The organism is Pseudovibrio sp. Alg231-02 (assembly GCF_900143565.1).
Taxonomy (GTDB): domain Bacteria; phylum Pseudomonadota; class Alphaproteobacteria; order Rhizobiales; family Stappiaceae; genus Pseudovibrio.
Genome location: NZ_FREX01000005.1, coordinates 39,729 through 51,926, shown reverse-complemented (window position 1 = coordinate 51,926; position 12,198 = coordinate 39,729). Strand labels below are relative to the sequence as shown.

General features: G+C 51.1%; 10 protein-coding genes, 3 tRNA genes and 1 riboswitch. Of the genes, 9 read left to right on the top strand and 4 right to left on the bottom strand.

Annotated features, from left to right (window positions below; translation table 11 throughout):
* Positions 1 to 111 precede the first annotated feature (111 nt).
* The 4 genes from DHN43_RS14535 (at position 112) to DHN43_RS14520 (ending at position 5,295) form a co-directional block, all read left to right on the top strand.
* The gene (locus tag DHN43_RS14535; protein ID WP_057461970.1) at positions 112 to 1,404 is read left to right on the top strand and encodes an adenylosuccinate synthase; all 1,293 of its coding nucleotides are present in this window, start codon (positions 112 to 114) and stop codon (positions 1,402 to 1,404) included.
* Between the two features lie 37 nt (positions 1,405 to 1,441).
* Positions 1,442 to 3,208 (top strand): hypothetical protein, encoded by a 1,767-nt coding sequence (locus tag DHN43_RS14530; RefSeq protein WP_108819080.1) that lies wholly within the window; start codon positions 1,442 to 1,444, stop codon positions 3,206 to 3,208.
* Positions 3,209 to 3,337: 129 nt separating this feature from the next.
* Positions 3,338 to 3,445, top strand: a riboswitch (TPP riboswitch).
* Positions 3,446 to 3,619: 174 nt separating this feature from the next.
* Positions 3,620 to 4,330, top strand: a complete 711-nt coding sequence (locus tag DHN43_RS14525) for an ABC transporter permease (RefSeq protein WP_108819255.1) — start codon at positions 3,620 to 3,622, stop codon at positions 4,328 to 4,330.
* Between the two features lie 26 nt (positions 4,331 to 4,356).
* A complete protein-coding gene (locus tag DHN43_RS14520; RefSeq protein WP_108819079.1) occupies positions 4,357 to 5,295 on the top strand; it encodes an ABC transporter substrate-binding protein in 939 nt (312 codons plus the stop codon).
* A gap of 72 nt (positions 5,296 to 5,367) precedes the next feature.
* Here the strand turns inward: DHN43_RS14520 and DHN43_RS14515 are convergent, their stop codons facing one another.
* The 3 genes from DHN43_RS14515 to DHN43_RS14505 form a co-directional block, all read right to left on the bottom strand.
* Positions 5,368 to 7,431: a CHASE2 domain-containing protein gene (locus DHN43_RS14515; RefSeq protein WP_108819078.1), complete on the bottom strand. Its 2,064-nt coding sequence runs from the start codon at positions 7,429 to 7,431 to the stop codon at positions 5,368 to 5,370.
* Between the two features lie 261 nt (positions 7,432 to 7,692).
* Positions 7,693 to 8,586 carry an RNA polymerase sigma factor RpoH gene (gene rpoH, locus DHN43_RS14510; RefSeq protein WP_057461965.1) on the bottom strand — a complete coding sequence of 298 codons (894 nt, stop codon included), beginning with the start codon at positions 8,584 to 8,586 and terminating at the stop codon, positions 7,693 to 7,695.
* Positions 8,587 to 8,736: 150 nt separating this feature from the next.
* Positions 8,737 to 9,786, bottom strand: a complete 1,050-nt coding sequence (locus DHN43_RS14505) for an RluA family pseudouridine synthase (RefSeq protein WP_057461964.1) — start codon at positions 9,784 to 9,786, stop codon at positions 8,737 to 8,739.
* Between DHN43_RS14505 and DHN43_RS14500 the strand changes: the two genes are divergently transcribed.
* From DHN43_RS14500 to DHN43_RS14485, 4 genes are all read left to right on the top strand, one after another.
* The gene (locus tag DHN43_RS14500) at positions 9,785 to 10,141 is read left to right on the top strand and encodes a hypothetical protein (protein WP_057461963.1); all 357 of its coding nucleotides are present in this window, start codon (positions 9,785 to 9,787) and stop codon (positions 10,139 to 10,141) included. The two genes, DHN43_RS14505 and DHN43_RS14500, sit on opposite strands and share 2 nt — an antisense overlap.
* A gap of 90 nt (positions 10,142 to 10,231) precedes the next feature.
* Positions 10,232 to 10,306, top strand: a tRNA-Glu gene (locus DHN43_RS14495).
* Between the two features lie 72 nt (positions 10,307 to 10,378).
* A tRNA-Glu gene (locus DHN43_RS14490) sits at positions 10,379 to 10,453 on the top strand.
* 71 nt (positions 10,454 to 10,524) lie between these two features.
* A tRNA-Glu gene (locus tag DHN43_RS14485) sits at positions 10,525 to 10,599 on the top strand.
* Between the two features lie 193 nt (positions 10,600 to 10,792).
* Here DHN43_RS14485 and DHN43_RS14480 read toward each other — a convergent pair.
* Positions 10,793 to 11,050: a hypothetical protein gene (locus DHN43_RS14480; protein WP_063301084.1), complete on the bottom strand. Its 258-nt coding sequence runs from the start codon at positions 11,048 to 11,050 to the stop codon at positions 10,793 to 10,795.
* Between the two features lie 304 nt (positions 11,051 to 11,354).
* On the opposite strand from DHN43_RS14480, the gene DHN43_RS14475 reads away from it, so the two are divergent.
* On the top strand, positions 11,355 to 12,167 hold the full coding sequence (locus tag DHN43_RS14475; RefSeq protein WP_063301085.1) for a DeoR/GlpR family DNA-binding transcription regulator: 813 nt from the start codon (positions 11,355 to 11,357) through the stop codon (positions 12,165 to 12,167).
* Positions 12,168 to 12,198 lie beyond the last annotated feature (31 nt).

The window sequence follows — 12,198 nt, the reverse complement described above, 5'->3', positions numbered from 1 at the left end:
GTCTCTCACGATTTGCATTCTGAGCTGGCAAGCCACTTTATACAGAAATAGCAAATCGAATGACGGCGTATTTTAGGAATACGCTGGCAGCCGCAGGAGGGCTGAAGAATCATGGCCAACGTTGTCGTAGTTGGGTCACAATGGGGTGACGAAGGTAAGGGTAAACTTGTTGATTGGCTCTCAGAGCAAGCCGACATCGTTGTACGCTTCCAAGGCGGACACAATGCAGGTCATACGCTTGTAATTGACGGAACGAGCTACAAGCTGGCACTGCTGCCATCTGGTGTTGTTCGTGGGAAACTCTCTGTCATTGGCAATGGCGTTGTGATTGACCCTCATGCACTGGTTGCTGAGATTGCACGTCTTGAAGAGCAGGGCGTTAAGATCTCCCCGGAAATCCTGCGTGTTGCTGACAATGCTACTCTTATTCTGAGCCTGCACCGCGAGCTTGATGCTTTGCGTGAAGATGCAAGCCCGGCAGGCACCAAAATCGGTACCACCAAACGCGGTATCGGCCCTGCTTATGAAGATAAAGTCGGTCGTCGTGCAATTCGCGTGATGGACCTGGCAAACATGAGCACGCTGCCAGCCAAGATTGATCGTCTGCTGACCCACCACAACGCTATTCTGCGCGGTCTGGGTCGCGATGAGATTTCTGCTGAGACCATCTACAAAGAGCTGGAAGACGTAGCTGATAAGATCCTGCCGTACATGGATAAAGCCTGGTACATGCTGGACAAAGCGCGTCGTGAAGGTAAGCGTTTGTTGTTTGAAGGTGCGCAGGGCGCGCTGCTGGACAACGACCACGGCACTTATCCGTTTGTAACCTCCTCCAATACAGTTGCAGGTCAGGCTGCTGCTGGTAGTGGTCTGGGTCCAAACTCCATCGATTACGTTCTGGGTATTACCAAAGCTTACACCACTCGTGTAGGTGAAGGTCCGTTCCCAACCGAACAGCAGAATGAAGTTGGTGAGTTCCTCGGTACCCGCGGGCACGAGTTTGGAACGAACACTGGTCGTCGTCGTCGGTGTGGCTGGTTTGATGCAGTGATTGTCCGTCAAACCGTTTGCACCAGCGGAATCAATGGGATTGCATTGACAAAGCTTGACGTTTTGGACGGACTGGATGAAATTAAGATTTGTGTTGGTTATGAGCTAGATGGTGAGCGAATCGATTACCTTCCGGCATCTCAAGGTGCTCAGGCGCGGGTTGTTCCTATTTATGAGACCCTGCCTGGTTGGAAGGAAACGACCAAAGGCGCACGGACTTGGGCAGAATTGCCAGCACAAGCTGTGAAATACGTTCGGCATGTTGAAGAGCTGATTGGTGCTCCGGTTGCTCTGTTATCAACAAGCCCTGAACGTGATGACACAATCCTGGTTCAGAATCCATTCCAGGATTAAGTCTTGAAATGAAGCTCTGGGGGCAATGGGCAGTTAAATGGCGGACTACAATTCCGTTCTAAAAAAAGCGGTAGCTGGTTTACAAGAGAACACAGGTTCTGCACGGCGGGCAGTTTATCAACGCGCGCGGAATGCAATTGTAAAGCAACTTAAAAGTTACGACCCACCTCTGTCTCCCTCCCAGATCACTGAGGAGCAGCTGAAGCTTGAAGAGGCCATTCGTAAGGTCGAAGCGGAAGCTGCTCGTGAGTCTCTCGGGTTGGGGCGGTCTAAAACCACCCCAGCTCCAAGTGCTCCAAAACCTGCAGCTCCAGAAATCTCTGCTGCATCACCGCCTGCTGGCGATACGCCTAAGGCAGGTGCAAAGCCCGATACTCCAGCGCGCGATGAGCCGAAAGCACCTGCTGCTAAAGCAGATGTGTTTAAAGAGGCGGTTCGTGCTGCGCAGGATCTTGGCAACGCCGCACATCAAGCCAATCAGATGGCGCGTGATCAGCTGCCTGAAGCTTCCAGTGAGCGTAAAGAGCCTGACCTTGGCTCCATGGATGACAAAGAGACGGGTGAACCTGCCGCGTCTCTGCCAACCAAAGGTGCTGTTGAGACGAGCGCAGAAGAGCGCTCCTGGGTGCCGGGTGAGGCGCGTCGCACTAAGCTGGAAACAAAAGGTAAGTCGCGTCCTGAGATCGATGAGCCGGCCAAGGTTAAGCCAAAGACAAGCCGTAAACCTGCTTCCTCCCGCAAGCCAGCCGTTGCGCAGCGCGTTGGCGATGCGATTGAGCAGGAAGAGGGGCTGAAGCCTTCCAATACATCGGGTATTGTCGGTATAATTGTGGTCATACTGATAATCTTGGGCGTTACCGCAGGTGTCTATAGTCTGCGCGATGTTATTCTCTCTTTGGTTCTTCCAGTTGAAACCGGTGAGACTGTTGCGCCAGAGAGCGCACCTTCGAATGAAGATGAGCCGCTTCGGGTTCAGCCGGAACGTACGCCGAAGAAGAACACTGACCGCCTGTTGCCATCTGATGAAGGGGCAAAGGTCTCTCCGGATGCGACACGGGTGCAGACGACTCGGATTACCCGGAATTCGTCCAGCGCTGCGCCAACCGAGACAACAACTGAGCCTCCAGTCGTGCGTGTGGTTGAAACTCCAGCAGCACCGGCAGAAGACACATCTTCTGAGCAGGTTTTGCCGGTAACGGAACCTGCACAGCAAAGTACTGCAGTTGAGACCAATTCTGTTCCGCCAGCTGAAACTATTGGAACGGAAGCTGCGGTTTCTCCTGTTGCACAACAGAGCATACTTTACGAAGAGGCTTTGACGCCGGGTGCAGCAGGTTCTGCATCACGCGGGAACGTTGTTTGGTCATTGGATGAAGCTAATGGCGATTCTGTTATCAAGGCTGTTGCTACGCTACCATCTCGTAACTTCTCTGTTGAGATGACGTTGAAGCCGAATAGCGATCAGTCTTTGCCAGCAAGTCACTTGCTTGAGCTGAACTTCATCTTCCCAGAAGGGTTTGATGGCAAGGGCGTTGAGAAGGTGCCTGGCCTGATCCTGAAGAAGACAGAGTCCGAAGCAGGTGACCCGCTTGATGGTGCAGCCGTGAAGGTTTCTGACACTCTCTTCTGGATTGCGCTGTCTGACAGTGATGAAGAAAAAGCGAAGAACCTGAAGCGTCTTTCTGAGCGTGAGTGGATTGATGTTCCACTGCTGTACAACAGCGGTCGCCGTGCAATGTTGACCTTTGAAAAAGGTACAACCGGCAACAAAGTTATCGCAGAGGCAATCAAGAGCTGGAAGTAGTCTAGTTTCAGATATTTAGATTAGATTTCAAAGGCCTTAGCTCTCTCAGAGCTGAGGCCTTTTTCATTATGCTGTCGTCCGTCAGAGTAAAATCTGCTTGCATCCTTCAGCAGAAACGCGCATGTTCCGTGCTATTCCGAGGGGTGCTTTTCTTTCGAAAAGCTGAGATTGCGATGAGCTAAACCCTTTGAACCTGATCCGGGTAATGCCGGCGAAGGGACGGGACCTGAGCCATTCTTCCCGGATCTCCATGTTTGCATTTTGCTGTAAAGGGAGATCCTGTGCTGAAAACATCCCAGAGAGCTAATGTAGCTCCGTTCTTCCGCCTGTTTGTGATGCCCAATACCATTGTTGGGAGTCTGCATGCTGAAGCGAGCTTTGAAACGAATTCTCCAAAGTCTTTTCGGGATTTTGCTTTTTATCGCCATTTGGGAAAGTGTGGTTCAGATTGGAGAGTTTCCTCCGTTTCTCTTGCCAGGTCCGGCGGCGGTTTTTTCCGCTTTTCTCAATCAAGGTGTTTTCCTGCTGCATCATGCAGGCATTACCGCTTGGGAGACTGTTCTCGGTTTTCTCTTTGGCGTGAGTGCTGGAGCTTCGCTGGCTGTTTTGATGGCAGTGTCTCCTCGGATACGCTTGTTTCTGCTGCCTCCGATTGCAGCGACCCAATCTCTTCCTGTGTTTGCAATTGCACCGCTTCTGGTGCTGTGGTTCGGCTTTGGGCTCGCCTCCAAGGTTGTGATGGCCGTGATTGTGATCTTCTTTTCTGTGACCTCGACTTTCTTCGATGGTTTGCGCAGGACTGATCAATCACTGCTCGACCTTGGCAAGCTGCATGGCCTGAACCGCTGGCAAACACTTCGCTACATTCGAATTCCAGCCGCCTTGCCGTCTCTGGCCTCTGGTATGCGCATTGCAGCGGTGTTCGCTCCTATTGGAGCGGTGGTTGGAGAGTGGGTCGGAGCAAAAGGGGGACTGGCTTTCATCATGTTGCAATCCAATGCCCGCATGCAAACAGCGACTATGTTTGCGGCGTTGATTTTGCTTGCGGTGATGGTGTTGAGCCTGAGGGCAGTTGTTGAGTTCGCCACTTCTCGGATGATCTATTGGCAGAAAGAGATCTAGGTCTCAGAGTATGAGGACGTAACCTTATGAAAAAACTAAGTATGCTGTTTGGTGCGGCAATGCTTGCGAGCACGCTTCAAGTGCAAGCAGCCGACAAGCTGACTGTGTTGCTGGACTGGTTTGCGAATCCAGACCATGCACCAATCGTGGTTGCCAAGGCACGGGGGTTCTTTGAAAAAGAGGGCCTTGAAGTTGAGCTGATTGAGCCTGCTGATCCTTCCATGCCACCAAAGCTTGTTGCAGCAGGGCAGGGTGATATTGCAGTTTCCTATCAGCAGACGTTGCACCCGCAAATTGATGAGGGCATGCCGCTGATGCGGATCGGGACGTTGGTCTCTACGCCTTTGAACACACTGATTGTGTTGGAAGATGGACCGATCAAGGAGATTGCAGACCTGAAAGGCAAGCGTATTGGTTATTCCACATCCGGGTTTGAGAACGCCATGCTTGGGAAGATGCTTTCCAATGCAGGCCTAAGTTCTGACGATGTGGAGCTGATCAACGTGAACTTCTCGCTCTCACCATCTCTGATGGCTGGGCAGGTTGATGCGGTGATTGGTGGTTATCGTAACTTCGAGCTGAACCAGATGGAGATTGAAGGTGCGAAAGGCCGCGCGTTTTATCCTGAAGAGAACGGTGTGCCTGTCTATGATGAGCTGATTTATGTGGCTCACAAAGACAAGCTGGATGATCCGCGTTTGAAGAAGTTCATCAATGCGATTGAGGCGGCTACTGTTTATCTGCTTAATAATCCGCAGGACTCCTGGAAGAGCTTCCTTGAGGTCTATCCAAATCTGGATGATGAGCTGAACAAGCGTGCCTGGGCGGATACTTTGCCACGTTTTGCCAGCCGTCCAGCTGCTTTGGACAATGGTCGCTATGAACGGTTTGCAAACTTTCTGATTGAGCAGGGGCTCATTAAAACAGCGCCTCCAGTTGAAACCTACGCGGTTGAGCTGCGCTAACCGGTATAGGTCTAAACTAAAATTTGAGCCTCCGAGTTTCGGGGGCTCTTTTTATTTGTAGGCCAAATGCCGTTATTGCGCTGCATCCTTGACCGCCTCGTGTTGAGCCAGATCGCTGAGGATGTATTTCTCAAAAGCAGCATAGATGGTGTTGTACTCGCCCTCAGAGAGTGATTTGCATTCATCTATCAGCGTCAGGGCTTTCTTCTTGTCATTCTCCTCAAACAGCGCGAAGACCATGTTGCAGTGGACGTTCTTGAGCTTGAGGAAGTTTTCTGAGAAGGCAAGTGATGGATCACCTAGCAACGCAAACGAACGCATCTGGTAACGGCTGGTTTTGACCGGAATTGTCTCCAAAGCTGCCAGTTCAGGCATCTGGCCGCGTGTCGTTTCGCACATAAGAACGCTGTGACCGGCATCTTTGCAATGTCGAGCCAAATCTTCTGCTAAATCAACGCATTTACCGAGTGGGGCGTACCTGAAATGACGCCGTGTACCTGTTTCGCCAAGCGTTGCCAGACCGGTTGAGATGCCGATATCGATTGTGACCGCGTGGTCCTTCATATTTTTCTGGTTGAAGTTGAACCGGTCCTTGAGATTGAAGCGCTTCATTTGCTTCTGCATTTCAATCGCTGTTCGGCAGGCATGGGCAGCATGGAATGGATCATCGAGCGGCGCGTTCCAGTAAGCGTTCAAGCCGGATGTACTCAGCGTGTTCAATGTACCATCGTGGATATGTACTTCATCGAGATGAGCTGTTTGGAAGCCGTTGGAGAAGCCTGCGAGATCTTGAGGAGACAAACCCTCATAATACCGGTGAAAGTGCCTCAAACGTGTCGAGAGGCTCGTGATTTCACGTTGCTGACCCTCCAGAGGGAGTTGCTCTGACTTCGCCAGTACCTTTTGCATTTGTTTGGGAGAAAGAATTCCTGCAAATCGTTCAGTTGTTTGGTTTCTGTGACTCTTGAATGTCACACGCCGGATTGTGCAGGAGAAAGCGAATATCAGCAGGACAACGAAGGATGGGAAGAATGGCTCAAGGACGGTGTTTTGCAGAGCGAATTGGTGGAATGCAACTCCGTTGATGACCAAGACTGCGACGCCTGTAAGTGACAGACTTAACCAGAAACCTTGCGTGGCGGATATGATCGCAATGGCGATGCCAAATCCGATTAGTGCCAGGATTTCAGCGTATTGTGCCCAAGTGGGTATATTGAGGAAGTTGCCAGACTGAAGTGTTTGCAGTGCCTGTGCATGTCGTTCTGAACTTCTGTCCTGAGTGCCTATGACGAACTGACTCCCAGAAGCTGGTGGCCAGAGTTTGGAGGATACTCTGTTCTTCAAGACATCGCTCGCCGCAAGGATGAAATTGCTGGTATTACTTGTTTTGAACACCAGCATTTCTGTCTCTGCAGTGACAGGAATCTGCAGATTAGTGCTTTTCAGCTGATAGCCATCTTCTGCTTGCGTGACCTGGAACGGTTGCGTGTTTGTCTGATTGGACAGGCTCCATGCCGCTACTGCGAGGGATGGCAACTGCGCTGTGTCGCTTTGGAGTTGAAGTGGATAGAACAGCGCATTTGAACCGTGTGCGTATTGGGTGTCGCTTTGATATCCTGTGGCTTGCGAGAACCTTATGTAGTTGGAAAGAGGAGGTTTTTCAGCTACGGCTTCGCTCAACGGTCTGCTGAGCAGGACTGGGTAATGAGAGATGATGGTTTGTAAGAGCAGGTCGTGATTTGGATAAGTCGCCCGCAAGGAGGGCTGCAGATCGTCGTAGATTCGGCTTCTTAGGGTGGGGGAGGCCGGATCGGCTTTTCTGAAGTCTGCATCTATAATCAGAAGCTTGGGATTATACTCCCCCAGTTTTTGAAGGATTTGTGCAAGCTCCAGACGCTGATATATCGGCTCCTGCGTTTGCTGGATTGATTCTGGCGTAAGATGGATCGTGTAAACTGGCGGCGTAGAAGTTGTGTTTGGCCATGCCAATTGCAGCGCGTTTTGGCTGAGATATCCGACGTTATCCAGTACTTGCGGGTATAGGGTACGGACAAGTATTGCTATTGCAATGAATAGACAGGATACAACCGCTGCAAGTGCACGGTTGGTTTGTGACAGCCAGCTAGAGCCGAACATGTAATTCCCCCCAAAAGGGGAAGTGACCCAACTCACATAAATTCCCCTCATCATTAACCTTAGGAAAGCTCTGAGGGGACGACAAGCTTAGCTGTTTATTTAAAAGGGTGTTCCTACAGTTGATTTGTATTTTAAGTTAATTCAACTCAACTTTTATGCAGTTGAGCGTCTTAAAGCACTTTGCAGCCATGTTGACTACGCGAGTTGCTTTAAGTTTTAGCCTTACCTGAGAAATCGGTAGCCCCGTGAGGGGAGCACACTTTATGCACCTGCCTCATGACCTGCCATTGCCATGGCGCTTTCCTGAACGGCCTTTTGAACCTTCTCAAAAGCACGCACTTCAATCTGGCGTACACGCTCGCGGCTTACGCCAAACTCGGTCGAGAGTTCTTCCAAAGTGATCGGGCTTTCAGAAAGTCGACGAGCTTCAAAAATGCGGGTCTCGCGCTCGTTCAGCACGCCCATCGCGTTTTTCAGCATATCGCGGCGTACATCGTATTCTTCCTGCTCAGCCAGAACTGCTTCCTGACTCTCGGCATCATCCACGAGCCAATCCTGCCACTCGCTGGATTCACCTTCGCTGGAGCGCAGAGGTGCGTTCAGGGAAGAGTCGCCACCCAGACGGCGGTTCATGGAAACAACTTCTTTCTCGGTTACACCGAGAGTTGTCGCAATGTGCTGGACCTGATCCGGACGCAGATCACCATCTTCAAACGCCTGAATTTTGCCTTTGACGCGACGCAGGTTGAAGAACAGGCGCTTCTGGTTTGCTGTGGTGCCCATTTTAACGAGCGACCATGTGCGCAGGATGTATTCCTGAATGGAAGCCTTGATCCACCACATGGCGTAGGTTGCCAGGCGGAAGCCTTTGTCCGGTTCAAAGCGTTTTACAGCCTGCATCAGACCAACGTTACCTTCTGAGATAACTTCGCCCAGAGGCAAGCCATAGCCACGGTAGCCCATTGCAATTTTTGCAACGAGGCGCAGGTGAGAATTTACAAGTCTTTCAGCAGCTTTTGGTTCGTCGTGTTCCCGGTAGCGCTTGGCGAGCATGTACTCTTCCTGCGGCTGAAGCATCGGGAATTTTCTAATCTCATCTAAATAGCGGCTTAAACCGCCTTCGCCACCCGTGAGGGCTGGTAGGTTACGGGCCATAAAGCACCCCTCCTTGCTTGGTGTTCCCGCCTGATCGAGGGATCAGGCTTTTCGGCAAACACACATTGGTGCCTTCAGATGAAGCGCACCTGAAGTGTCTATATGGGAACATTGTGGCCAAAACGCTACCAGATCGGCAATCTTTTTGGCCTAAATTTTTCGTAATGATTGAAGAATACCAGCAAAATCAGCGGGTAACTCCGATTCAAACTTCATGAATTCCTGTGTTCTTGGGTGCGCAAACGCCAAAAGTCCTGCATGCAGGGCCTGTCGCTTGAAATCCGCCAACTGGGTTTTCAGTGGTTCTTGGAATTTATTGTATTTAGTTCTGAACCCGGAACCGTAATCCATATCACCTATTAGCGGATTTCCGATGTGGGACATGTGTACGCGGATCTGGTGGGTTCTGCCTGTTTCCAGACGGCACTCGATCAAGCTTGCAACGGGTGCTGCATCCTGAGGGCCAAACCGTTCCTGCACCTGCCAGTGGGTGATGGCGTGGCGACCGCCGGTTTTCAGCACCGAGATTTTCTGTCGGTTTGCAGTTGAGCGGGCAAGGTTGGCGTCTACTGTGCCCTTTGGTGCTGTTGGGGCACCCCAGACAAGAGCTTTATAGGCGCGCTCCAGTGGGCCGGTTTTGCCATGGTCGGCAAACTGAGCTGCGAGGCCCTGATGGGCCATGTCGTTTTTAGCAACAACGAGCAGACCTGTTGTGTCTTTATCGATGCGATGAACGATGCCAGGGCGCTTGACGCCGCCAATACCAGACAAAGATGAACCGCAGTGGTGAATCAAGGCGTTGACCAGTGTGCCCGTTGGGTTTCCGGCACCTGGATGTACAACAAGGCCGGCGGGTTTGTCGATGACGATCAGGTCGTCATCCTCAAAAACGATATTGAGCGGGATGTCCTCTGGCTGCGGTTCTGCGTCTTCCGGCTCTGGAACAATAAGAGTGATTGTATCTCCGGCACAGACTCTATATTTAGGCTCCAACACCGTGCGCTGGCCAATTTGAACCTGACCAGCCCGGATCAAGGCTTGAAGTCGGTTGCGACTGAAGTCATCTATATGCGCAGCAAGCACAGCATCCAAGCGGCGACCGGTATCTTCCGGCTCCGGGGTGATGACTGTTGGTTGCTGCTCGTCGGCAATTACAGAGTTTGTGAGTGGCTGGGTGCCCTCAGGAGATTTATCGTTCATGCGTGATCCTAATACTGACAGCGATGAGACTGTACAGAACGAACTTGATCCAGCAGCTTTGAGGCTTCAAGGGAAGTTACGTCGCCTCCTGATGGGATCAAGCCTTGTCATGGTGCTTGGCTTATTAGCTGTCTTTGCGGCTATCTTCTATAAAATTAACGCCGGTAATTCCAATGTTAGCGCAGATAGTATTGCTGCAACAATTGCGATTGGCCCTGAAGCACAGGTTATATCTGTTACTCAGATGGACGGAAATCTGGTGATGCTGATCAAAGAAGGTCCGACGCAGGCTCTTGTCTATGTTGATCCTGTCACCGGACGAAAAATCGCACGTACGGATTTTGTTGCGAGATAGGTGGATAAACCCCCTTTTCTTTCAAGGAGGGGGCTTGCCAAGCGGGGGATTAGCCAATATACCCCCGTCCATCGCGAAAGCGAAGCCTAGGCGCCCATCGTCTAGCGGTTAGGACGCCGCCCTTTCACGGCGGAAACAGGGGTTCGATTCCCCTTGGGCGTACCAAAGGCTTTTATTGCGATACCAGACAGTTATCTGTTTGAAGACAAGACTATGAAAAGTCTTCTCACTATGTGAGCGCCCATCGTCTAGCGGTTAGGACGCCGCCCTTTCACGGCGGAAACAGGGGTTCGATTCCCCTTGGGCGTACCATAGTTGTCTTCTCAATGCCGAGCAGTTATCTGCTCGAAGACAGAGCTTGAAAGAGTTCTCTCACTTTGTGAGCGCCCATCGTCTAGCGGTTAGGACGCCGCCCTTTCACGGCGGAAACAGGGGTTCGATTCCCCTTGGGCGTACCACTTCTTATCTCCCCAATACATCTTTGATAAACCTGCGCGAAGAGTTTTTCTCACGACGTATGCGTTGTATCTGAGCAATATGATCCGCGATTTTGCAAAGAAGAAGATGTGGGCTTGGTTCCCCTAGATGGGGAGATGCAGCACTTCGAGATTGCGAATTGGTGTTTTGCAGCAAGCAGTCCTGGGACGTGATTTAGAACCAGCGGCCGTTTAGGCCTGCACCCAGGTGATGGTCTTCTTTATCCCCGTCAACATCAGCCCAGAGTTTTTCGTCTGTCTGAGATTCATTGCTAACGGTTTTTGCCAGACTTTCGCTGAGTTGAGCATTCATTTCTTTCAGGGCATCGATGTCATCAAGAACTTCGACGCGAGCCTCAGCAGTCTGGAGTTTGCTTTTCAGTGCAGCCGGTTTCTTGCCAGCAAACCTATTGGCACTGTATGGCCGTTCCATTACGCGAGTCACAGTTTGTCCCTCTTCGCTTTTTTAGCTGAACTTTGATAAGACAGTGTATTGATCCGCGTGAGCTTTAACGGGCTTCTTTGGGCGGTATCATGACAAAGATGGAAAAAGTTGCAGCTTGTCCCCTTTTTGTGACGTATTAGTACTAAGAGTAGGGGAGCAGAGGCAAGAGGACTTTTGTTTTGAACTCATCTAATAGTCGTCTGGATGCTTCTGTGCTTTTGGCTATAGTACTGTGAAACATCGCAGATTATAGACTGATGGCAATGTACAAAAAAATTATCGGACTTGTTTCATGATGCTGGTTTCGCGCCACAACTCTATTCTTGATATTGCCCGAGAGACCGGGAAGGTGGAAGTTGATGAACTTGCCACACGGTTTTCTGTGTCTCCTCAGACAATACGTAAAGACCTGAAAGAGTTGAGTGACCAAGGATTGCTGACCCGTGTGCATGGTGGCGCACTTTTGGCATTTGGCGTTGAAAACCTTGGCTACTCTGCTCGTAAAGATTTGGCAGGTAAAGAAAAAGAGATTATCGGGCAGGCGGCAGCGGACCTGATCCCGGATCGAGCTTCTTTGTTCGTGAATATCGGAACGACCACAGAGGCGGTTGCGCGGGCACTTATCCAGCGCAGTGGCCTGATGATCATTACCAATAACCTTAATGTAGCGAGTACGCTGCGCCCGTTCTCAGAAAATGAGGTCATCATTTCTGGTGGACTGGTGCGTGCGACTGACGGCGGCATTGTTGGTGAAGCTGCGGCGGACTTTATTCGCCAGTTCAAGGTTGATTATGCTGTGATCGGTGTTTCTGCTCTGGATCGTGACGGAGCGCTTCTGGATTATGATTATCGTGAGGTGCGCGTGGCACAGGCGATCATTGAGAACGCACGGCACGTTATTCTGGTGGCTGATCAGACAAAGTTCGAGCGTTCGGCACCAGTCCGCATCGGCCATATTGCTCAGGTGGATACGTTTGTGACAGACACTCTGGTTTCGCAGGACTATCGGCAGTTGCTGGCTGACAATGAGGTGAGGCTGGTAGAAGTGGCTGGTAAGGCCCAGAATGAGCCGGGTAATGGCTCACGAAGTACAACAGAGGCTTAAGCCTCTGCTTGGAGCTCTATAGAGAGCAAGT

Coding starts and splice junctions, on each gene's coding strand:
- DHN43_RS14520 (WP_108819079.1), top strand. CDS start 4,357: ATGAAAAAACTAAGTATGCTGTTTGGTGCGGCAATGCTTGCGAGCACG.
- DHN43_RS14535 (WP_057461970.1), top strand. CDS start 112: ATGGCCAACGTTGTCGTAGTTGGGTCACAATGGGGTGACGAAGGTAAG.
- rpoH (WP_057461965.1), bottom strand. CDS start 8,586: ATGGCCCGTAACCTACCAGCCCTCACGGGTGGCGAAGGCGGTTTAAGC.
- DHN43_RS14530 (WP_108819080.1), top strand. CDS start 1,442: ATGGCGGACTACAATTCCGTTCTAAAAAAAGCGGTAGCTGGTTTACAA.
- DHN43_RS14515 (WP_108819078.1), bottom strand. CDS start 7,431: ATGTTCGGCTCTAGCTGGCTGTCACAAACCAACCGTGCACTTGCAGCG.
- DHN43_RS14480 (WP_063301084.1), bottom strand. CDS start 11,050: ATGGAACGGCCATACAGTGCCAATAGGTTTGCTGGCAAGAAACCGGCT.
- DHN43_RS14475 (WP_063301085.1), top strand. CDS start 11,355: ATGATGCTGGTTTCGCGCCACAACTCTATTCTTGATATTGCCCGAGAG.
- DHN43_RS14500 (WP_057461963.1), top strand. CDS start 9,785: ATGCGTGATCCTAATACTGACAGCGATGAGACTGTACAGAACGAACTT.
- DHN43_RS14505 (WP_057461964.1), bottom strand. CDS start 9,786: ATGAACGATAAATCTCCTGAGGGCACCCAGCCACTCACAAACTCTGTA.